The sequence below is a fragment of the Xanthomonas campestris pv. asclepiadis genome (assembly GCF_020784175.1).
GTDB classification, from domain to species: Bacteria; Pseudomonadota; Gammaproteobacteria; order Xanthomonadales; family Xanthomonadaceae; genus Xanthomonas; species Xanthomonas campestris_D.
On the sequence record NZ_JAJGQM010000037.1, the window covers coordinates 32064 to 52603 of the forward strand.

General features: G+C 62.5%; 19 protein-coding genes and 1 pseudogene. 15 read left to right on the forward strand and 5 right to left on the reverse strand.

Features of this window, described 5'->3' with window-relative positions; genetic code table 11:
* Positions 1–15 precede the first annotated feature (15 nt).
* The 3 genes and pseudogenes from LL972_RS15765 to ykgO all read right to left on the reverse strand — a co-directional run bounded on the left by LL972_RS15765 (position 16) and on the right by ykgO (position 1837).
* On the reverse strand, positions 16–1050 hold the full coding sequence (locus tag LL972_RS15765) for an agmatine deiminase family protein (RefSeq protein ID WP_228328393.1): 1035 nt from the start codon (positions 1048–1050) through the stop codon (positions 16–18).
* Between the two features lie 92 nt (positions 1051–1142).
* Positions 1143–1471, reverse strand: a pseudogene (locus tag LL972_RS15770) (hypothetical protein).
* A gap of 240 nt (positions 1472–1711) precedes the next feature.
* Entirely contained in the window at positions 1712–1837 is a 126-nt protein-coding gene (gene ykgO / locus LL972_RS15775; RefSeq protein WP_005913193.1) for a type B 50S ribosomal protein L36, read from the reverse strand.
* A 172-nt stretch (positions 1838–2009) separates the two neighbouring features.
* On the opposite strand from ykgO, the gene cmk reads away from it, so the two are divergent.
* The 9 genes from cmk to LL972_RS15820 all read left to right on the forward strand — a co-directional run bounded on the left by cmk (position 2010) and on the right by LL972_RS15820 (position 12337).
* Positions 2010–2693, forward strand: a complete 684-nt coding sequence (cmk, locus tag LL972_RS15780) for a (d)CMP kinase (RefSeq protein ID WP_228328394.1) — start codon at positions 2010–2012, stop codon at positions 2691–2693.
* 183 nt (positions 2694–2876) lie between these two features.
* Positions 2877–4562: a 30S ribosomal protein S1 gene (gene rpsA, locus LL972_RS15785; protein WP_016903550.1), complete on the forward strand. Its 1686-nt coding sequence runs from the start codon at positions 2877–2879 to the stop codon at positions 4560–4562.
* A gap of 88 nt (positions 4563–4650) precedes the next feature.
* Positions 4651–4962 (forward strand): integration host factor subunit beta, encoded by a 312-nt coding sequence (locus tag LL972_RS15790; RefSeq protein WP_016903549.1) that lies wholly within the window; start codon positions 4651–4653, stop codon positions 4960–4962.
* Positions 4963–5028: 66 nt separating this feature from the next.
* Positions 5029–5334, forward strand: a complete 306-nt coding sequence (locus LL972_RS15795) for a lipopolysaccharide assembly protein LapA domain-containing protein (RefSeq protein WP_104533506.1) — start codon at positions 5029–5031, stop codon at positions 5332–5334.
* 6 nt (positions 5335–5340) lie between these two features.
* Complete coding sequence (lapB, locus tag LL972_RS15800; protein ID WP_104533505.1) at positions 5341–6519, forward strand: lipopolysaccharide assembly protein LapB; 1179 nt, start codon at positions 5341–5343, stop codon at positions 6517–6519.
* Positions 6519–7496, forward strand: a complete 978-nt coding sequence (locus LL972_RS15805; protein WP_228328395.1) for an MraY family glycosyltransferase — start codon at positions 6519–6521, stop codon at positions 7494–7496. The genes lapB and LL972_RS15805 overlap by 1 nt, the downstream gene beginning before the upstream one ends.
* Positions 7497–7509: 13 nt before the next feature.
* Positions 7510–9417 (forward strand): polysaccharide biosynthesis protein, encoded by a 1908-nt coding sequence (locus tag LL972_RS15810; protein WP_228328396.1) that lies wholly within the window; start codon positions 7510–7512, stop codon positions 9415–9417.
* On the forward strand, positions 9417–10310 hold the full coding sequence (gene galU, locus LL972_RS15815) for a UTP--glucose-1-phosphate uridylyltransferase GalU (protein WP_228328397.1): 894 nt from the start codon (positions 9417–9419) through the stop codon (positions 10308–10310). Before LL972_RS15810 ends, galU begins: the two co-directional genes overlap by 1 nt.
* Before the next feature lie 170 nt (positions 10311–10480).
* On the forward strand, positions 10481–12337 hold the full coding sequence (locus LL972_RS15820; protein ID WP_228328398.1) for a monovalent cation:proton antiporter-2 (CPA2) family protein: 1857 nt from the start codon (positions 10481–10483) through the stop codon (positions 12335–12337).
* Positions 12338–12469: 132 nt separating this feature from the next.
* On the opposite strand, the gene LL972_RS15825 is transcribed toward LL972_RS15820, so the two are convergent.
* Positions 12470–12790, reverse strand: a complete 321-nt coding sequence (locus LL972_RS15825; protein ID WP_228328399.1) for a DUF1244 domain-containing protein — start codon at positions 12788–12790, stop codon at positions 12470–12472.
* A gap of 49 nt (positions 12791–12839) precedes the next feature.
* Between LL972_RS15825 and folD the strand changes: the two genes are divergently transcribed.
* The 5 genes from folD (at position 12840) to LL972_RS15850 (ending at position 18468) form a co-directional block, all read left to right on the forward strand.
* Complete coding sequence (folD, locus tag LL972_RS15830) at positions 12840–13724, forward strand: bifunctional methylenetetrahydrofolate dehydrogenase/methenyltetrahydrofolate cyclohydrolase FolD (RefSeq protein WP_228328400.1); 885 nt, start codon at positions 12840–12842, stop codon at positions 13722–13724.
* A gap of 92 nt (positions 13725–13816) precedes the next feature.
* Entirely contained in the window at positions 13817–15274 is a 1458-nt protein-coding gene (guaB, locus tag LL972_RS15835) for an IMP dehydrogenase (RefSeq protein ID WP_016903541.1), read from the forward strand.
* Between the two features lie 117 nt (positions 15275–15391).
* A complete protein-coding gene (gene guaA, locus LL972_RS15840; RefSeq protein ID WP_166765245.1) occupies positions 15392–16957 on the forward strand; it encodes a glutamine-hydrolyzing GMP synthase in 1566 nt (521 codons plus the stop codon).
* Between the two features lie 99 nt (positions 16958–17056).
* Complete coding sequence (locus tag LL972_RS15845) at positions 17057–17245, forward strand: hypothetical protein (protein ID WP_228328401.1); 189 nt, start codon at positions 17057–17059, stop codon at positions 17243–17245.
* 20 nt (positions 17246–17265) lie between these two features.
* Entirely contained in the window at positions 17266–18468 is a 1203-nt protein-coding gene (locus tag LL972_RS15850) for a tyrosine-type recombinase/integrase (RefSeq protein ID WP_228328402.1), read from the forward strand.
* Positions 18469–18753: 285 nt separating this feature from the next.
* On the opposite strand, the gene LL972_RS15855 is transcribed toward LL972_RS15850, so the two are convergent.
* The gene (locus LL972_RS15855; protein ID WP_228328403.1) at positions 18754–18927 is read right to left on the reverse strand and encodes a hypothetical protein; all 174 of its coding nucleotides are present in this window, start codon (positions 18925–18927) and stop codon (positions 18754–18756) included.
* A gap of 892 nt (positions 18928–19819) precedes the next feature.
* Here LL972_RS15855 and LL972_RS15860 point away from each other — a divergent pair.
* Positions 19820–20536, forward strand: coding sequence for a ParA family protein (locus LL972_RS15860; protein WP_429002173.1), 717 nt, complete (start codon positions 19820–19822; stop codon positions 20534–20536).
* Positions 20537–20540 lie beyond the last annotated feature (4 nt).

Here is a 20540-nt window from a genome sequence, read left to right on the forward strand (position 1 = left end):
GGAACAGGGAGTGGCTCAGCCCGCCAGCAAACCGGCGGGCAGTTGCATGGTCAGGCAGTGCAGGCTGCCGTTCTGCCAGATCAACGGGCGGCACGGCACCGGCACGATGGTGTGCTGCGGAAACGCTTCGGCCAGCACCGCCTGCGCGCGCGCATCGGCCTTGTCGCCGTAGGCCGGCATCAGCACTGCACCGTTGACGATCAGGAAATTGGCGTACGAGGCGGCCAGGCGCCGGCCTTGATCCAGGATCGGTTCGGCCCATGGCAACACGAACAGGCGATACGACTGCCCGTCGGCCTTGCGCAACGCAGCCAGTTCGGCGCCCATCGTCTGCAGTTCGGTGTAATGCGAATCGCTGGCCACATCGCAGCCCTGGTAGACGATCGCATCCGGGCCGGCGAAGCGCGCCAGCGTATCGATATGCGCATCGGTATCGTCGCCTTCCAGGTAGCCGTGATCCAGCCACAGCACGCGGTCCTGCGCCAGCCATACGGCAAGATCGGTACTCAGCGAATCGCGCGTGCGCTGCGGATGCCGCTCGTGCAGGCACTTCCAGGTGGTCAGCAGGGTGCCGGCACCATCGGTCTCGATCGCGCCGCCTTCCAGCGCAAAGTCGACCGTCTGCACCTGCGAGGGCACGAACACCTGCGCCGCATCCAGCGAGGTGACCAGTTGATCGTCCAGGCTGGCCTCGAACTTGCCGCCCCAGCCGGTGAAGCGGAAATCCATCAGGCGGAAACCGCCGTCCTGGCGCAGCGTGATCGGGCCGGAATCGCGCAGCCAGGTGTCGTTGTAGGCCGCAATCACGAAGCGCACCCGCGCCATGTCCACCCGCGCCGAGCGCAGCCGCGCTTCCGCATAGATCTGCAGATCGTCATCGGCCACGCATACGATCACAGGCTCGAAGCGGGCAATCGCCGTGACCAGCGCGATATAGGTCTCTTCCACCTCGGCAAGGCGCTCGGCCCAATCGGTGCCCGCATGCGGCCATGCAATCAACACGGCGGACTGAGGTTCCCACTCGGCGGGAAAGCGAACGCTATCGGTCATAACCTAACAAACACCTATCAATGCCTAACCGAAGCCAGGCTGTTAATTCAATCCCCGCACATGGATGTGCGGGCTCTTGCGAGGGACTCGCATCAAAGCGGTTTGGGACCGATCTCGTTGGCATCGGCCTGATTGGCCACCACGTCGATCACCCGGCTCTTTTCGAAGTACACGGTGAAGGCCGGATACACCCAGCGGTGGATGGTCGGCCACTGGCGTTTCTGGCCACCGCGTGGATCCAGCTTTTCCTGCGGCGCGCCGTAACGGCCTTCGACCTGGCTCATGCTGTCGCCACGCAGGGGCAGGGCAGGGCAGCGGCAGGCTTTTGCTGTACCCGGTCCACCAGCAGCGTATCGGCCGACGCGACGGCGCTGATCCCCATCAGTGCGATCAGCGGCAGGACAAACAAACGGTTGCGCATGTCATCTACTCCCCAGTGGACAAGATTCGGACGGTGATTACAGCAAAAACTCAGGACAGGCGTGCTTGCAAAGCGGTGTCACTCGGGCGGCGACGGATGTCGGTCAGGTCGACTGTCGCTGGACGCCAGTCAGGCCCTAACGCACCGCCGCCTGCATGTCGCAACAGCTAGCGTGAAGCATCGGCCAAGAAAAAACCGCCCGGAGGCGGCTTTCTCGGGTCTTGCACGCGCGGCGAAAGCTTAGCGCTGACGCGCCTTGAAACGCGGGTTCGACTTGCAGATCACGAAGACCTTGCCGCGGCGGCGGACCACCTTGCAGTCGCGGTGACGGGTCTTCGCAGACTTCAGGGAGGACAGGACTTTCATGGCACACCTCGGCGTAAACGGTTGGATTCGATGGAAGAGTGCCCGCAATCGAGGGTGCACCCGGAATTAAGCCGGCAATTCTAACCGGCTTTTCGTCGTGCTTTCAAGTGGTTGCATCGCAATCCTTGCGAGCGGCGCTACACTACCGGTTGATGACCTTCCGGAAACCTGAATGACCGACCTTTCGCCCGTCCTTACCATCGATGGTCCCTCCGGCGCCGGCAAGGGGACCGTAAGCCGGATCGTGGCCGCCCGGCTGGGCTGGCATTACCTCGATTCGGGCGCACTGTATCGCGCGGTGGGCGTGGCGGCGAGCTGGGCTGACCTGGACGTCTCCGACCCGGCCGCGCTGGTGCGCTGCACCTTCGACACCAGGGTGGAATTCGACGATGCGGGCGAGGCGGGGCTGCGGGTGCTGGTCAACGGCGTGGATGCCACCGGCGAATTGCGCCTGGAAACCACCGGGGCGCTGGCTTCGGCGATTGCGGCCATTCCCGAGGTACGCAGTGCGCTGAAAGAGCGCCAACGCGCATTCAGGCGGGCGCCCGGTTTGGTCGCAGACGGGCGCGACATGGGCACGGTGATCTTCCCCGATGCCGCCTTCAAGGTGTTTCTGACCGCCAGTGCCGAAGAACGTGCGGGCCGTCGCCATAAACAGTTGATGGAAAAGGGTGTTTCGGTTATCTTTGACGACCTGCTGCGCGAGATCATGGCTCGAGATGCCCGTGATGCGCAGCGGGTGGTGGCGCCATTGCGGCCGGCCGAAGACGCCGTGCTGATCGATACCAGCGGAATAGGGATCGAGGATGTCGTCCAGCGTGTGGTCGGGTTGTTAGCCGCTCGCACGTCGTCGTAAGCGTTCCGCAAGCGGGCATGTCCCGCCGACCGTAAGGCGTTCCAAGGCTCCGTCGCACATCCCGTGTGGCGGTTCTACTACTACTTAACCGACTCGCTGTCCGGAGTCGACCAACAGGCTGGGCGCTTGGCATCTGTCGCATCCGACGATCAACGCCCGTGTGTTCAACTGAGTAAAATTCAAATGACAGAATCTTTTGCTGAACTGTTCGAAGCCAGTCAAGCCAATCTGGCGAAGCTGAAGCCGGGCTCGATCGTCACCGGTACCGTCGTGGAAGTGCGCGGCGACGTGGTGGTGATCAACGCTGGCCTGAAGTCCGAAGGCATCGTGCCGATCGAGCAGTTCCGTAATGACGCTGGCGAGATCGATGTCGGCGTAGGTGACCAGGTCAAGGTTGCCCTCGATTCCATCGAGAACGGCTTCGGTGAGACCGTGCTGTCGCGCGAGAAGGCCAAGCGCGCAATGGTGTGGGACGAGCTGGAAGAGGCGTTGGAAAAGAACGAAACCATCACTGGCCGCATCAGCGGCAAGGTCAAGGGTGGTTTCACCGTGGACATCAAGGATGTCCGCGCGTTCCTGCCTGGTTCGCTGGTGGATGTGCGCCCGGTGCGCGACCCGGCCTACCTGGAAGGCAAGGAACTCGAGTTCAAGCTGATCAAGCTGGATCGCAAGCGCAACAACGTGGTGGTGTCGCGTCGTGCCGTGGTCGAGAGCGAGCACTCGGAAGAGCGCGAGCAGCTGATGGACAAGCTGCAGGAAGGCGCGATCCTGAAGGGTGTCGTCAAGAACCTGACCGACTACGGCGCGTTCGTGGACCTGGGCGGTATCGACGGCCTGCTGCACATTACCGACATGGCCTGGAAGCGCGTGCGCCATCCGTCCGAAGTCGTCAACGTCGGCGACGAGCTGGACGTGCGCGTGCTGAAGTTCGATCGCGAGCGTAACCGCGTCAGCCTCGGCCTGAAGCAGCTGGGCGAAGATCCGTGGGACAACATCGCACGTCGTTACCCGGCCAACAGCCGCGTGTTCGGCAAGGTCTCCAACGTCACCGATTACGGCGCATTCGTCGAGATCGAGCCGGGCGTCGAAGGCCTGGTGCACGTCTCCGAGATGGATTGGACCAACAAGAACGTCAACCCGTCCAAGGTTGTGCAGGTTGGTGACGAAGTCGAAGTGATGGTGCTGGATGTCGACGAGGAGCGTCGCCGCATCTCGCTGGGCATGAAGCAGGTTGCCGCCAATCCGTGGGAAACCTTTGCTGCCACCCACAAGAAGAACGACAAGGTGTCCGGCCAGATCAAGTCGATCACCGACTTCGGCATCTTCATTGGTCTGGACGGCGGCATCGACGGCCTGGTCCACCTGTCCGACATCAGCTGGAACACCACCGGCGAAGACGTCGTGCGCAACTACAAGAAGGGCGACACACTGGAAGCCGTCGTGCTGGCAGTCGATCCGGAACGTGAGCGCATCAGCCTGGGCGTCAAGCAGCTGGAGCAGGATCCGTTCGGTCAGTACATGGCCTCCAACCCGAAGGGTTCGAAGGTCGAAGGCGTGGTGCGTGAAGTGGATGCCAAGGGCGCCACGATCGACCTGGCCGATGGCATCGAAGGCTACGTCGCTGCGCGCGACATCGCCAACGAGCGCGTGGACGATGCGACCCAGCACCTGAAGGTCGGCGACAAGATCGAAGCCAAGTTCGTGGGCATGGACCGCAAGGGCCGCACCCTGCAGCTGTCGATCAAGGCCAAGGACGATGCCGAAATGCGCGAAACGCTGGAGGAATACCAGTCCTCCGCTGCGTCGGGCGGCATGACCCAGCTGGGCGCGCTGCTGCGTGCACAGTTGAACAGCAACAAGTCCGAGTAAGCGCGTAGCGCTCGCAAGAGCGTGATGGATCGGCCCGGGCTTGCCCGGGCCGATTCCGATGTGTCAGTCGAAAAAAGCAAGTCTTCCCATGACCAAGTCCGAATTGATTGAAATCCTGGCGCGACGTCAAGCGCATCTGAAGGCGGACGACGTGGATCTGGCAGTCAAATCGCTGCTGGAAATGATGGGGCAGGCGCTCTCCGATGGTGATCGGATCGAAATCCGCGGGTTTGGCAGCTTCTCGCTGCATTACCGCCCGCCACGTCTGGGCCGTAATCCGAAGACCGGCGAGTCGGTCGCGTTGCCGGGCAAGCATGTTCCGCATTTCAAGCCTGGCAAGGAATTGCGCGAGCGTGTCAGCTCCGTGGTCCCGGTCGATCTGCTCGATGCGGCCGACTGAAGCCGGTTCTGCCGCTGCATTTATGTCGGCTCGGTTAAGCTAAGCCTCTTTCGACGGAGTCCGGCCATGAAGGTGTTTCGTTTGCTGGTGATGTTGGCCTTCCTGCTGGTCGGCCTGATCATCGGTGCGGTCAATTCCCAGGACGTCACTCTCGACTTCCTTTTCTCCAGTGTGCACACGACCTCCGGAATCGCGATCATCGTCGCGCTGCTGGTCGGTGTGTTGATCGGTGCCGGCATGGTGCTGGTCAGTGTGGTGATTCCCCTCTATTCCAAACTGCGCCAGGCCAACAAGGCCGTTGCAGTCAGTCGCACCGATGCCAGGCCCATTGCGCCTGCCGCAGTCGAGCCGCGCCCCTTTGATGGACTGTAAGCGCGTATGGACTTTCTGACTGAGTGGATCTGGTTCTTCCTGTTCGTGCCGTTGGCAGCGCTGGGGGGCTGGATCGTTGGCCGCCGCGGTGGCCAACGCCATGGCGATACCCAGGTCAGTCGCCTGTCCAGCACGTATTTTCGCGGTCTGAACTATCTGCTCAACGAGCAGCCGGACAAGGCGATCGAGCTGTTTCTGCACATCGCCGAACTGGACAAGGAAACCTTCGAGACCCAGGTCGCGTTGGGGCATCTGTTCCGCCGTCGCGGTGAGGTCGATCGCGCAATCCGGCTGCATCAGGGCCTGGTGCAGCGCGCCGACCTGACCGATCAGCAGCGCGTGCAGGCCTTGCTCGCGCTGGGCGAGGACTATATGAAGTCCGGCCTGCTGGATCGTGCCGAGACCGTGTTCACCGAGCTTGCGCAACTGGATCAGCGTGCGCCGCAGGCGTTGCGTCATCTGATCGGCATCTATCAGGCCGAGCGTGATTGGGAAAAGGCGATCGACAACGCCACCCGTTACGAAGAAGTCACCGGCGAGCCCATGGGCAAGCTGATTTCGCAATTCGAGTGCGAGCTGGCCGATCGCTATCGCGGCTCGAGCAAGCCCGACGAAGCGCTGCAGGCGGTCGCGCGCGCCTATCAGGCCGATGGCACCTCGGTGCGTGCGGGCATTCTGGAAGGGCGCATCGAGGCCGAGCGCGGACACGATGAAGCGGCCGTCCGCGCGTTCGAACGTGCGGCGCGGCACGATCCGGAATACCTGCCTGAAATCATCCCTGCGCTGATGGCGGCCTATCGCCGGGTGGGCGATATCGCAGGTGCGCGTAATTTCCTGTCGGAAATGACCGAGCACTATCGCGGCATCGCTCCGGTGCTGGCGTTGACGCAGCTGATGGAGGCGCAGGATGGCGTGGCGCCGGCACTGGCCTATCTGGGGCGTCAGCTCAAGGATCGGCCATCGGTCCGCGGCGAATCGGCGTTGATCGACCTGACCCTGGCCGAAGGCAGCGACCCGGTCGGTACCTTGCAGGATCTCAAGCACATCACTGACCAGTTGCTGGTGCGCAACCCGAGCTACCGCTGCACCCGCTGCGGTTTTGGCGCGAAGACGCACCACTGGCAATGCCCGAGCTGCAAGGAATGGGGCACGGTCAAGCCGCTGTTGAACTACGCGGTGGTCTGATGCCGCAGGCCTGGCTGTGGTGGTGTCTGTTGCACCTGACGGGCGCGGCACTGGGAACCTGGTTGTTGCGGCGCTACGCGTTGCATCGGCGTCTGCTCGATCATCCAGGTGAACGCCGCAGTCATGTAGTTGCCACGCCGCGCGGCGGTGGCATGGCAATCGTGGCGGCGCTGCTTTTGGGGTGCGTGGCGGCAGGCGTGTTCTGGCCGGCGGCAGGTTCGATCATCAGTTGGTTCGCTGCCGGGCTGGTGCTGGTGGCCGGGGTGGGTTGGTGGGACGACCATCGTCCGCTCTCGGCCAGGCTGCGTTTTGCGATCCATCTGCTAGCGTCGCTCATGCTGGGCTGGCTGGTCAGCCATCACACCGGCAAGCTCTGGGATGGCGTGCTCACCGCCATGGCGTCGGTGGTATTGATCAATGTATGGAACTTCATGGACGGCATCAACGGCCTGGCCAGCAGCCAGGCGGCCCTGGCTGCCCTGGCGTTTGCCGCGGTCGTGCCGGGTGCCTGGGCGTGGGCCGGTCTTGCCGTCGCCGCATCCTGCGTGGGATTTTTGCCGTTCAACTTTCCGCGTGCGCGCATCTTTCTGGGCGACGGCGGCAGTGGCGCCTTGGGATACGTGCTGGCGGCGTTGCTTGCGCTGACGGTGGCAAGCGGGCAGGTGAGCTGGTGGATCAGCTGGTTGCCGCTGACCGCATTTCTTGTAGACGCCGGCTTCACGCTGCTGTCTCGCATGCTCGCCGGGCAACGTTGGTGGGAGCCGCATGCCCAACATCTCTATCAGCGGCTGGCGCGCAAGCTTGAGACGCACGTTCCGGTAACCGGGATTTACTTCGCTTTCAGCCTCGCTGCCGTCTGCTTGTATGTGTTAATTCGTCATGATGCAAATTGGCTGCAAGTGTCCGGAGCCCTGGTATGGGGCCTGGGTGCCACCGCAATCTGGTTTTTTCTGCGCGATGGATTGCGCAATTCCTGAGTAATGGACTCTTATGATTTCCTGGCGTGATCGTTTGACCAAAGCCCTGCCGCAAGCAGCGGTGGTGCTGCACGACCTGCTGATGGTGTGGGTGTGCTGGCAGCTGCTGCACGCCGGCCGCTACTCGATGCTGCGCGACGCCCCCGATCTGCCGTTATGGGATTGGCGCACCGCCGTCGTTCTGGTCGCGCAAGGCCTGGTGTTCTGGAAAATGGGCCTGTATCGCGGGCTGTGGCGGTTCGCCTCGGTGCCGGACTTGTGGAACATCTTCAAGTCGAGTTTTCTCGGTCTGGTCGCGATCGTACTGGCGCTGTCCTATGACCGACTGGATGGGGTGCCACTGTCGGTGCTGGTCGTCTATCCGTTCGCCCTGTCTGCATTGCTGGGCACGCCACGGCTGCTGTATCGCGCCTGGAAGGATTACCAGATTGCGCACTCCGGCGATGCCGCGCAGCGCGTGTTGATTCTGGGCGCAGGTCGCGCTGCCGAAGGCCTTGTGCGCGATCTGCGCCGCACCGGCGCATTTGTGCCGGTCGGGTATCTGGACGATGCCAACAATCTGCACGGCGCCAAGATCCAGGGTCTCAACGTGCTGGGCAGCCTGGATCAGGCGGCAGCCATCGCCAAGGAAACGGCAGCCAAACTGCTGGTCATTGCGATTCCGTCGCTGGATGCCTCGGGCATGCAGCGTGTGGTGGCCATCTGCGAAAGCACCGGGCTGCCGTTCCGCATGGTGCCCAAGCTGATCAACGTGCTGGAAGGGCGCTCGTTGCCTGGCGAGTTGAAGGAGGTCGCGATCGAGGACCTGCTCAATCGCAAGCCGGTCACCCCGGATTGGCGCTTGATTCGCGACTGGTTGACCAACAAGACGGTGATGGTGACCGGCGCGGGCGGCTCGATTGGTTCGGAAGTCTGCCGCCAGTGCGCCCGTCATGGCGCGCGCCGCATCGTGCTGTTGGAGATCGACGAGCTGGCATTGTTGACCGTCGATTCAGACCTGCGTCGCTTGTTCCCCGATATCGAAGTGGTGCGCGTGCTGGGCGATTGCGGCGACCCTGCCGTGGTCGCGCATGCCTTGAACACCGCACCGCCGGATGCGGTGTTCCATGCCGCCGCCTACAAGCAGGTGCCGTTGCTGGAAGAGCAACTGCGCGAGGCAGTCCGCAACAACGTGCTGGCCACCGAAAACGTGGCGCGCGCCTGCCAGCGTGCACGCATCGAGACCTTCGTTTTCATCTCCACCGACAAGGCGGTCGAGCCGGTCAATGTGCTCGGTGCGAGCAAGCGCTATGCGGAGATGATCTGCCAGAGTCTTGACGCGCGCGATGCGCCGACGCGCTTCATCACCGTGCGTTTCGGCAATGTGCTGGATTCGGCCGGCAGCGTGGTGCCGTTGTTCCGTGAGCAGATCCGCCAGGGCGGCCCGGTCACGGTGACGCATCCGGATGTGACGCGCTACTTCATGACCATTCCGGAAGCCTGTCAGCTGGTGGTGCAGGCCGCCGCCTCCGCTTCGCATGGTGCGATCTATACATTGGACATGGGCGAGCCCGTGCCGATTCGCCTGCTCGCCGAGCAGATGATCCGGCTTGCCGGCAAGCAGCCGGGCAAGGATGTGGCGATCCTCTATACCGGCTTGCGGCCGGGCGAGAAGCTGCACGAAACCCTGTTCTATTCCGACGAAGACTATCGCCCCACCGCGCATCCCAAGATTCTGGAAGCCGGTGTGCGCGAGTTCTCGCACGAGCAGGTGTTGCAGCTGGTGACGCGCTTGCGCGAGGCGGTTAACCGCTATGACATCAAGGCGATGGAGACTGTGCTGGGCAGTCTGATGCCGGATTTTGCAGCTGCTCGACGGAAAGTCGACGCGCGATCTGATACGGTCGTTCCATTCCCCGCACGTGAGGTCAGAAGACTTTAATGAGCAAGCGTATTCGCAAGGCCGTATTTCCCGTCGCAGGTCTTGGGACCCGCTTTCTTCCGGCAACCAAAACGGTGCCGAAGGAAATGCTGCCAATCATCGACAAACCGCTGATCCAGTACGCCGTCGACGAAGCCATCCAGGCTGGTTGCGACACGCTGATCTTCGTGACCAATCGCTACAAGCACTCGATCGCCGACTACTTCGACAAGGCCTACGAGCTGGAGCAAAAGCTCGAGCGCGCCGGCAAGCTCGAGCAGCTGGAGCTGGTGCGGCATGCCTTGCCGGAAGGCGTGCGCGCTATTTTCGTGACGCAGGCCGAAGCGCTCGGTCTGGGCCACGCCGTGCTGTGTGCCAAGGCGGTGGTCGGCGATGAGCCGTTCGCGGTGTTGCTGCCGGACGACCTGATCTGGAACCGTGGTGCAGGCGCGCTGACCCAGATGGCCGATGTGGCCGAGGCCTCCGGCGGCAGCGTCATCGCTGTCGAGGATGTGCCGCACGACAAGACCGCCAGCTACGGCATCGTGGCCACCGATGCGTTCGATGGTCGCAAGGGGCGCATCAACGCCATCGTCGAAAAGCCCAAGCCGGAGGTGGCACCGAGCAATCTGGCCGTGGTCGGTCGTTATGTGCTCAGCCCGAAGATCTTCGAGCTGCTCGAAGAGACCGGCGCTGGCGCTGGTGGCGAAATCCAGCTGACCGATGCGATCGCCGGACTGTTGCAGCAGGAAACCGTCGACGCCTATCGCTTCGAGGGCCGCCGTTTCGACTGCGGCGCGCATATCGGCCTGATCGAAGCCACCGTGCATTTCGCGCTTGAGCACGAGAAGCATGGCGGGCCGGCCAAGGAAATCCTGCGCACCGCATTGGCCGAGGCCGACGCGCGCGGCTGATTGCCTGGGCATCGCCTGCATCCACGAACGACGCCAGATGGCGTCGTTCGTCGTTTGGGACCTCGCTCGGCAAGAACGCTGTGCCGTTGGTGATCGGCACGGCAGGCAACCTCCCAAATGCGCACTCTGGTGCAGGTCAGGGACGCGTGCCTGCCGCTAGAATCCTCGGCATGAGCCAGCCTGCCGAATCCAGCGAACTGATCAACGTGGTGGCGCTGCTGGGTGCTGCCGTGGTCGCCATCCCGGTGTTCCGACGTCTGGGCCTGGGCTCGGTGCTCGGTTACCTGGCCGCGGGTCTTGCGATCGGTCCGTTCGGCCTGGGCCTGTTCGATGACCCGCAGGCGATCCTGCACGTGGCCGAGTTGGGCGTGGTGATGTTCCTGTTCGTGATCGGGCTGGAAATGCGGCCGTCCCACCTGTGGAGCCTGCGCAAGGAGATCTTCGGCCTGGGGACCTTGCAGATCGCGGTGTGCGCGCTGGTGCTGACCGGCATCGGCCTGTTGCTCGGCTTCGCGCCGCCGGTGGCCTTCGTTGCCGCATCCGGCTTCGTGCTGACCTCCACGGCGGTGGTGATGCAGCTGCTGGCCGAGCGTGGCGATGTCGCCTTGCCGCCGGGTCAGAAGATCGTGGCGATCCTGCTGTTCGAGGACCTGTTGATCGTGCCGCTGCTGGCGATCGTGGCCTGGATGGGGGCCAGCGGCGATCCGCAGGCGGCGACGCAACGCTGGCAGGACATCGGCATCGGTCTGGCCTGCATCGTCGGCCTGGTGGTCGCGGGGCGCTGGCTGCTCAATCCGCTGTTCCGCATCCTGGCCGCGTCCAAGGCGCGCGAGGTGATGACGGCGGCAGCGTTACTGGTGGTGCTGGGCGCGGCGCTGTTGATGCAGGTCGGCGGATTGTCGATGGCGATGGGCGCGTTTCTGGCCGGCGTGCTGTTGTCCGAGTCCACCTTCCGGCACCAGATCGAAGCGGATATCGAACCGTTCCGCGGCATCCTGCTGGGACTGTTCTTCCTGGGTGTCGGCATGAGCCTGGACCTGCATGTGGTTGCGGCCGACTGGCAGTTGATCGTGGCCGGTGTGCTGGCCCTGATGGTCGGCAAGGGCGTGTGCATCTACGCGGTGGCGCGGCTGATGCGCAGCGACCATCGCCAGGCGCTGGATCGTGGCGTGCTGATGGCCCAGGGCGGCGAGTTCGCCTTCGTGCTGTTCGCGGCGGCATCGGCTTCCGGCGTCATCGACGCGCAGGTCAACGCCAGCCTGACGGCGATCGTGGTGCTGTCGATGGCGCTGACGCCGTTGTTCGTACTGTTGCAGCGACGGCTGACGCCGGCCGCCAAGCCGTCGCTGGAGGGCGTGGAAGCCGTCAGTGGCCAGACCGGCAGCGTGCTGATCATCGGGTTTGGGCGCTTCGGTCAGGTTGCCAGCCAATCGCTGCTTGCGCGTGATGTGGATGTGACCATCATCGACAACGACATCGAGATGATCCAGAGCGCGGAACAGTTCGGTTTCAAGATCTACTACGGCGACGGCACCCGGCTCGATGTACTGCATGCCTCCGGTGCGCCCAGCGCACGCGCGATCGCGGTGTGCATCGACAACCGCGAGGCGGCCAATCGCATCGTGGAGCTGGCAACGCGCGAGTTCCCGCACGCCAGGTTGCTGGTGCGTTCGTTCGATCGTGAGCATTCATTGCAGTTGGTCGCTGCCGGGATGGATTACCAGATCCGCGAGACCTTCGAGTCGGCGGTGGCGTTCGGTCAGGCGGCCCTGATCGAGCTGGGCGTGGACGAGGACGAGGCGGTCACCATCGCGCGCGAGATCCGGCGTCGCGATGCCGAGCGTTTCGAACTGGAGATTGCGGCCGGCAACACACGTGCCGGCGCTGTGGCAGGGCTGATGTACGGCAATATCACGCCGACCGTGCCAAAGCCCACGCCGTTCACTCCGCCGCGGCGGGAGAGCCGCACGCTCAATCCCGATGCGGTACCGCAGGCCCATCAGGTGGAAGAAGCAACCGGCGACTGAGTCGGGTGTGGTTGGTGAGCGCCGAAACAGGTCCGGCGCTGCGGTGCGGTTGCCTTGGCTGCTTGAGAAAAAAACGTCGGGTAACGAACGGCCGGCGCCAAGACGCCAGCCGGAAGTCGCAAGCTGGGCGACTCAGCCGTGCCGGCGTTGAGCGGCCGCAAAGGCTTCTAGCTGCTCGGGCGTGGCGTCTTTCTGATGCCGCTGTTTCCAGTCGGCAAACGGCATGCCGTATACCGCTTCGCGCGCCTGCTCCTTGCTCATCGGTTGGCCTTGCGCTTCTGCTGCCTCGCGGTACCAATCGCCCAGGCAATTGCGGCAGAAGCCGGCCAAGATCATCAGGTCGATGTTCTGCACATCCGGGCGCTGCTGGTTGAGATGCTGCAACAGACGGCGAAATGCGGCCGCTTCGATGGACGTGGTGATGGAATCGGGTGTCGAGGTGGTGTCGGTCATGGCGGAATCGGGGACAATAGACGGCCTTCGACTCTACACCTGACGCCCCATGACCGTTTCCGCGCCAGCTGCCTCTGCTCCGGCCCGCCTTCTCGATGGTCGCCGCATCGCCGAGGAACTGCTCGACGGGTTGAAGCTGCGCGTGGACGCGCGCCTGGCGGCCGGCAAGGCGCGCCCCGGGCTGGCGGTGGTGCTGGTCGGCGGTGATCCGGCCTCGTCGGTGTATGTGCGCAACAAGCGGCGCGCAGCGGAAAAGGTCGGCATCGAGGCCTTCGACTACGACTTGCCGCAAGGCACCAGCGAGGCCGAGCTGGCGCGGCTGATCGACCAGCTCAATGCCGATCCCAAGATCCACGGGATCCTGATCCAGCTGCCGCTGCCGGGCATCCCCAATGCCAACCGGCTGATCCAGCGCATCGATCCGCGCAAGGACGTCGATGGGTTCCATCCGCAGAATGTCGGGCATCTGGCGCTACGCGAATTCGGCCTGCGCCCGTGCACGCCGCGCGGCATTGTGACCTTGCTGGGTCACACCGATCAGCCGGTGCGCGGCCGCAATGCGACCATCGTGGGCGTGAGCAATCACGTCGGCCGGCCGATGGGCCTGGAGCTGTTGATCGCCGGTTGCACGGTTACCAGCTGTCACAAGTTCACTCCGCCCGAGGTGCTGGAAGCCAGCGTGCGCAATGCCGACATCCTCGTCGTGGCGGTGGGTCGCCCCGGGCTGATTCCGGGCGAATGGGTCAAGCGCGGTGCGGTGGTGATCGATGTCGGCATCAATCGACTGGACGATGGCCGCCTGGTCGGCGATGTCGGTTTCGACGCGGCGGCGCAACGTGCGGCCTGGATCACGCCGGTGCCGGGTGGGGTAGGGCCGATGACGGTCGCCACCTTGATGCAGAACACGCTGGAAGCGGCCGACGCGGCTGGCTGAGGCGCGCACGTAACGCTGCATTGCAGTCGCGTTGTGTCTTCGTGAAGGCTTTCAGGGTAAAATGCCGCGCTTCCCCAAACTCGGGTCCGCCGATGCTCCGCATCCAGGCTGAAGCTCTCACCTACGACGACGTTTCCCTCGTCCCCGCTCATTCGATCGTTCTGCCCAAGGACGTCAGCCTGGAAACCCGGCTGACCCGCGATCTGCGCCTGAAACTGCCGATTCTCTCGGCCGCGATGGACACAGTGACCGAACACCGCCTGGCGGTGGCCATGGCCCAGCTGGGCGGCATCGGCATCATCCACAAGAATCTGACCCCTGCGCAGCAGGCGGGCGAAGTTGCCCGGGTCAAGAAGTTCGAATCCGGCGTGATCACCGAGCCGTTCACGGTGAGCCCGGACACGACCATCGGCGAGGTGCTCAAGCTGACCCGCGCGCGCAACATCTCCGGCGTGCCGGTGGTGGATGGCAGCGAACTGGTCGGCATCGTCACCAGCCGCGACATGCGCTTCGAGAAGAAGCTCGACGATCCGGTCCGCCACATCATGACCAAGAAGGATCGCCTGATCACCGTGCGCGAAGGCGCCAGTGACGAGGAAGTGCTGGAGCTGCTGCACCGCAACCGCATCGAAAAGATCCTGGTGGTCAACGACAGCTTCGAGCTGCGCGGCCTGATCACGGTCAAGGACATCCAGAAGAAGACCGACAACCCCAACGCCGCCAAGGACGGATCCACGCGCTTGCTGGTCGGCGCGGCGGTCGGCGTGGGCGGCGACACCGAGCAGCGCATCGAACTGCTGGCTGCGGCGGGCGTGGACGTGGTCATCGTCGATACCGCGCACGGTCATTCGCAGGGCGTGATCGATCGCGTGGCCTGGGTCAAGAAGGCGTATCCACAGCTGCAGGTGATTGGCGGCAACATTGTCACCGGCGATGCCGCGCTGGCACTGATGGACGCCGGCGCCGATGCGGTCAAGGTCGGCGTGGGCCCGGGTTCCATCTGCACAACGCGCGTGGTCGCCGGTGTCGGTGTGCCGCAGATCACTGCGGTGGACATGGTCGCCGAGGCGCTGCAGGACCGCATTCCGTTGATCGCCGATGGCGGCATCCGCTATTCCGGCGATATCGGCAAGGCACTGGTCGCCGGCGCCTCCACGGTGATGGTCGGCGGCCTGTTCGCCGGCACCGAGGAAGCCCCGGGCGAGGTCGAGCTGTTCCAGGGCCGCAGCTACAAGAGCTACCGCGGCATGGGCAGCCTGGGCGCGATGGAGAAGGGGTCCAAGGACCGCTATTTCCAGGATTCCAGCGATGCCGACAAGCTGGTGCCGGAAGGCATCGAAGGGCGCGTGCCGTATCGCGGCCCGGTCGGCGGCATCGTCCATCAGCTGATCGGCGGCCTGCGCGCGACGATGGGTTATGTAGGTTGCGCAACCATCGAGGAAATGCGCACCAAGCCGAAGTTCGTCACCATCACCGGTGCCGGCCAGCGCGAGAGCCATGTCCACGACGTGCAGATCACCAAGGAACCGCCGAATTACCGCATGGGCTGATGCCCATCCGCGGGATTGGGGATTCGTAACAGCCCGCCGCATCTCCTTCGGCGCGGTGCATCGCTGCCATTCCGCTGTTGCAAATCCCCAATCCCGAATTCCCAATCCCGGCTCTCAATGACCAACATCCATAGCGACAAGATCCTCATCCTCGATTTCGGCGCGCAATACACCCAGCTGATTGCGCGGCGTATCCGCGAGATCGGGGTGTATTGCGAGATCTGGGCCTGGGATCATGACCCGTCGGAGATTGCCGGCTTCGGTGCCAAGGGCATCATCCTGTCCGGTGGTCCTGAGTCGACCACCTTGCCGGGTGCGCCGGTCGCGCCGCAGGAAGTGTTCGACAGCGGCTTGCCGGTGTTCGGCATCTGCTACGGCATGCAGACGCTGGCAGCGCAGCTGGGTGGTGCGACCGAGGCGGCCGATCAGCGCGAATTCGGTCATGCCGAAGTCGATGTGGTGGCCGCCGATGCCTTGTTTGCAGGCTTGACCGACCATGCAGGTTCTTCGCGTTTGAACGTATGGATGAGCCACGGCGACCACGTGTCGCAGGTGCCGCCGGGCTTCACGGTCACGGCGGTAACCGACCGCATTCCGGTGGCGGCGATGTCCAACGAGGACAAGCGCTGGTACGGCGTGCAGTTCCACCCCGAGGTCACCCACACCTTGCAGGGCCAGACCTTGCTGCGCCGCTTCGTGGTCGATGTCTGCGGCTGCCAGACGCTGTGGACGGCGGCCAACATCATCGACGACCAGATCGCGCGCGTGCGCGAGCAGGTGGGCGATGACGAAGTGATTCTTGGCCTGTCCGGGGGCGTGGATTCGTCGGTGGTCGCCGCGCTGCTGCACAAGGCGATCGGCGACAAGCTGACCTGTGTGTTCGTCGATACCGGCCTGCTGCGTTGGCAGGAGGGCGACCAGGTGATGGCGATGTTCGCCGAGCACATGGGCGTGAAGGTGATCCGCGTCAACGCGGCCGACCGCTATTTCGCCAAGCTGGAAGGCGTCAGCGACCCGGAAGCCAAGCGCAAGATCATCGGCAACCTGTTCGTGGAGATCTTCGACGAAGAATCCAACAAGCTGGCCAACGCCAAGTGGTTGGCGCAGGGCACGATCTATCCGGATGTGATCGAGTCGGCCGGCAGCAAGACCGGCAAGGCGCACGTCATCAAGAGTCACCACAACGTCGGTGGCCTGCCCGAGCACATGAAGCTGGGCTTGGTCGAGCCGTTGCGCGAATTGTTCAAGGACGAAGTGCGCCGCCTCGGTGTCGAACTCGGCTTGCCGCGCACGATGGTGTATCGCCATCCGTTCCCCGGTCCGGGCCTGGGCGTGCGCATCCTGGGCGAAGTGAAGCGCGAGTATGCCGAGCTGCTGGCCAAGGCCGATGCGATCTTCATCGACGAACTGCGCAAGGCCGATCTGTACGACAAGACCAGCCAGGCATTCGCGGTGTTCCTGCCGGTCAAGTCGGTGGGTGTGGTCGGCGATGCACGCGCCTACGAATGGGTGATCGCACTGCGCGCAGTGGAAACCATTGATTTCATGACCGCGCACTGGGCGCACCTGCCGTACGACTTCCTCGGCACGGTCAGCAACCGCATCATCAACGAACTGCGCGGCGTCTCGCGCGTGGTCTACGACATCTCCGGCAAGCCGCCGGCGACGATCGAGTGGGAATGATCCCGCGTCTGGCACCGGCTGGCATCTAGTAGCACGAAAAAATATCTAAGTCCTTGTCATTGCAGGATTTTTTGTGAATTCGTTCGGCGCCATCTGGCAATGAATAGCATCGCCAAGCGCCCGTTTTTTCATGGCATGATAGATGGCACTGAGTGCCTCTATGGCATGAGAAGTCGCCGATACCATGTAACCACCTTGCGGATGTTCATGGTATCGAAATCACGTAAAACGATGATTTTATTGTTATTTTACGCAATGATTGGCCGGTTTCTGGATCATGGTATTTGAGTTGAATCAGGCCGAGAACCATGTTGACCGATACCAAGCTCCGCAACCTTAAGTCGAAGGACAAGCTCTACAAGGTGAATGATCGCGACGGCCTCTATGTAGCCGTCACGGCCGCCGGGGCGATTTCGTTCCGCTACAACTACTCGATCCACGGTAGGCAGGAGACCATCACCTTTGGCCGCTACGGTGTCGGCGGCATCACCCTGGCAGAAGCCCGCGAGCGGTTGGGCGAGGCCAAGAAGATGATCGCGGCCGGGAAGTCACCGGCCAAGGAAAAGGCGCGGGACAAGGTCCGCGTCAAGGACGCGGAGACGTTCGGGGCCTGGGCGGAAAAGTGGCTACGGGGCTACCAGATGGCCGATTCCACCCGTGACATGCGCCGCTCAGTCTACGAACGCGAGCTAAAGCCGAAATTCAGCAATCAGAAGCTTGTGGAGATCACCCACGAGGACTTGCGCGCACTGACCGATACCATCGTGGAGCGCGGAGCACCGGCGACCGCTGTGCATGCTCGCGAGGTGGTGTTGCAGGTCTTTCGCTGGGCTATTGAGCGCGGCCAGAAGGTCGAGAATCCGGCAGAGCTGGTGCGGCCGACCACTATCGCCAAGTTCGAGCCGCGGGACCGTGCGCTGACGCCCCACGAGATCGGCCTGATGTATCAGTACATGGAGCGCATCGGCACAACGCCATCTATCCGAGCAGCCGCCAAATTGCTGCTGCTGACGATGGTGCGCAAGAGCGAGCTGACCAACGCAACATGGAGCGAGATCAGCTTCAGTGATGCGCTTTGGACCATCCCAAAGGAGCGCATGAAGCGACGCAATCCGCACCTGGTGTTCCTGTCAAGGCAGGCGCTGGACATCTTCATTGCCCTCAAGACCTTTGCCGGCGGATCGGACTACGTGTTGCCGTCGCGATACGACTCGGACTTGCCCATGAGTAGCGCCACGCTTAACCAAGTACTGACGCTGACGTATCGGCTGGCGCAGAAGGAAGGGAAGTCACTCGTCAAGTTCGGGCCACATGACTTGCGGCGCACTGCAAGCACGCTGCTACATGAGGCCAGCTATAACACGGACTGGATTGAGAAATGCCTGGCGCACGAACAGCGAGGCGTCAGGGCTGTCTACAACAAGGCCGAGTACCGCGAGCAGCGGACGGCGATGTTGCAGGACTGGGCGGACATGATTGACGAATGGACACTGAAGCGGTCGAAGGCTTAAGCCAGAGGATGAGAGTTCGCTCACCTGCCCGAACGTCGAGACTTTGCCTACCCCCGGAGAGGGGCGCAAGCGCCCCTCTCCCAACGGCGCTGCGCCAACCATCGCGGCCTGATCAAGTCCCCGGCGCAGTTGCCGGCGGCTCCCTCTCCCAAAAGCAGGTCAGCAGGGAGTGATATGGCAAGCGCTGGGATGACAAGGCCCTGGCCAGGTCGAAGGTGTCGATCAGCGCACAGTGGTAGAACGGTCATCGTGCGCTACGCGCACAACAGCCCGGCCGCCGTCACTTCACCCGGTGGATCCGCTACGGCAGATCACATAGGCCCGGTCGCATGGAAACACCGTGAGCTTGCGAATCGACTTTGTGCGTGGTGCCCGGTTGTCCAGCTCGATGGCCACGGTCCATCTGCCGTTGCTCACCACCAAGTCAATCACGCCCTGACGATTTCTTTCCAGCTGCATGGGCACCTCCCACGCGACATGCCATGTCCGCCGCTGCAAGCGGCGTGACCACTGAAGCTGGAAGCGGTGGGCTGGCTGGGGCATCTCGGCAATTATCAGGGCGTTGCCGCCCCGAGCCGCGTCACTGCCGGCGCACATTACCGAACCCAAGCGCGGACGCCGCGCCGAACGCCTGGATGCGGAGGCCTTGACCACGCAAATGGTCGATGCGTATGAGGCGCAGGCACTTGAGCTAACCTCTGCCCAGGCAGGCATTGCCGAGGGTCGGCGGGGAATCGTTCCGAGAACAGCCATTTTTCGGGCAAGTCATTGAATTTAAGTGTAATAGCAAGTCTTGTGGCACTCTTGCAAGCATATCGGCCGTCCTGCCGACCCTCCTCCTGATCCTGCGCGATGGGGAAGTTCCATACTGCGCCCCTGGAGAACCGGGCTTTCAACGCTATCAGGCGCGATAAACCAGAATTATTCCGCTTTAGAGCATGGCGGACTTGTGGCTCTGACATAACCCAAAACATTACGTAATCACGTAGTACGTAGCTCGGTACGAAATAGCTGGCCCTGTTCAGCACGATTTCCTGCCGACCGTCGAATAGCCGATTCTCGCGGCCGCAGACGGGAGACCCCCGCAGTTCGGTCCCTCAAATGTCAAAGAGTAGATCTCATCGTCAGAAGCGGCGATGCGAGATCCAGCGGCGGCTGCCGTCATCGGCGGAATTGGCGATGTGGCTCTCAGTGCATCGTCAAAGGTAGCGATGGTCGAGCGTGGCTAAGGGTCGGCAGGGGCTCGTGTAAAAAACCTTTGCTGACAGCTAGTTAGATCACTTTTGCTGTTTTTTATACGAATTCCTGCCGACCTCTGATAGAGTCTTTTTTTGACCTTTGATTGAATGAAATGCTAACTTACGCAATTTGGAACAATAAAGGTGGGACAGGCAAGACAAGCCTTGCCTTCCAGACTATCTGCAAATATGCAAAAAGTAATCCAACGAAACGCATCTTGGCCATAGACATATGTCCTCAGGCAAATATGTCGGAGTTGTTTCTTGGTGGTCTTCAGAATGGCGGTAGCGGTAAACTTCTTGAACGGCAGGGCATGACCCCTCGGTGCAGTATCGGTGGCTACTTCGATTTGCGCATGCCCTCCGCTCACCAGATCCCGAGTTTCAATGCGAAGGAATACATCACCAGTCCGTGGAAGTACAACTCGTCAATCCCGAAGTCTATCGACCTTGTTTGCGGCGACCCGCTACTTGAACTGCAAGCCATAGCAATGAATTCACTGGCAAACTTACAATTGCCAGGGGTAAATACATGGCTCGGGGTAATCGACTGGCTGCGTGACTTTTTGGCTAGTATCGATAGTGACTACGACATTGTCTTTATTGACACAAATCCGAGTTTTTCTATGTATACGCAGATTGCGCTCGCTGCGGCTGATCGCGTTGTGCTTCCGGTGATGGCTGATGACTCATCACGCCGCGCAATCCAGAATGCGTTTTCGCTCATCTACGGCCTCAAGCTTCCTTCAAAGGTATACTTGATTAGCCCCATTCCTCAGCCGGTAGTTGCAGGATCTGCGACGCTGCGGTTGGACAATGGCCCCACCTGAAGGC

Bases quoted from the DNA above. Each gene is read 5' to 3' on its own strand.
- LL972_RS15825 (WP_228328399.1), bottom strand. From the start codon at position 12,790: ATGACCGACACCACCTCGACACCCGATTCCATCACCACGTCCATCGAA.
- lapB (WP_104533505.1), top strand. From the start codon at position 5,341: ATGGACTTTCTGACTGAGTGGATCTGGTTCTTCCTGTTCGTGCCGTTG.
- cmk (WP_228328394.1), top strand. From the start codon at position 2,010: ATGACCGACCTTTCGCCCGTCCTTACCATCGATGGTCCCTCCGGCGCC.
- LL972_RS15765 (WP_228328393.1), bottom strand. From the start codon at position 1,050: ATGACCGATAGCGTTCGCTTTCCCGCCGAGTGGGAACCTCAGTCCGCC.
- LL972_RS15795 (WP_104533506.1), top strand. From the start codon at position 5,029: ATGAAGGTGTTTCGTTTGCTGGTGATGTTGGCCTTCCTGCTGGTCGGC.
- galU (WP_228328397.1), top strand. From the start codon at position 9,417: ATGAGCAAGCGTATTCGCAAGGCCGTATTTCCCGTCGCAGGTCTTGGG.
- guaB (WP_016903541.1), top strand. From the start codon at position 13,817: ATGCTCCGCATCCAGGCTGAAGCTCTCACCTACGACGACGTTTCCCTC.
- rpsA (WP_016903550.1), top strand. From the start codon at position 2,877: ATGACAGAATCTTTTGCTGAACTGTTCGAAGCCAGTCAAGCCAATCTG.
- LL972_RS15845 (WP_228328401.1), top strand. From the start codon at position 17,057: ATGAATAGCATCGCCAAGCGCCCGTTTTTTCATGGCATGATAGATGGC.
- ykgO (WP_005913193.1), bottom strand. From the start codon at position 1,837: ATGAAAGTCCTGTCCTCCCTGAAGTCTGCGAAGACCCGTCACCGCGAC.
- LL972_RS15810 (WP_228328396.1), top strand. From the start codon at position 7,510: ATGATTTCCTGGCGTGATCGTTTGACCAAAGCCCTGCCGCAAGCAGCG.
- guaA (WP_166765245.1), top strand. From the start codon at position 15,392: ATGACCAACATCCATAGCGACAAGATCCTCATCCTCGATTTCGGCGCG.
- LL972_RS15850 (WP_228328402.1), top strand. From the start codon at position 17,266: ATGTTGACCGATACCAAGCTCCGCAACCTTAAGTCGAAGGACAAGCTC.
- LL972_RS15805 (WP_228328395.1), top strand. From the start codon at position 6,519: ATGCCGCAGGCCTGGCTGTGGTGGTGTCTGTTGCACCTGACGGGCGCG.
- folD (WP_228328400.1), top strand. From the start codon at position 12,840: ATGACCGTTTCCGCGCCAGCTGCCTCTGCTCCGGCCCGCCTTCTCGAT.
- LL972_RS15820 (WP_228328398.1), top strand. From the start codon at position 10,481: ATGAGCCAGCCTGCCGAATCCAGCGAACTGATCAACGTGGTGGCGCTG.
- LL972_RS15790 (WP_016903549.1), top strand. From the start codon at position 4,651: ATGACCAAGTCCGAATTGATTGAAATCCTGGCGCGACGTCAAGCGCAT.
- LL972_RS15855 (WP_228328403.1), bottom strand. From the start codon at position 18,927: ATGCAGCTGGAAAGAAATCGTCAGGGCGTGATTGACTTGGTGGTGAGC.
- LL972_RS15860 (WP_429002173.1), top strand. From the start codon at position 19,820: ATGCTAACTTACGCAATTTGGAACAATAAAGGTGGGACAGGCAAGACA.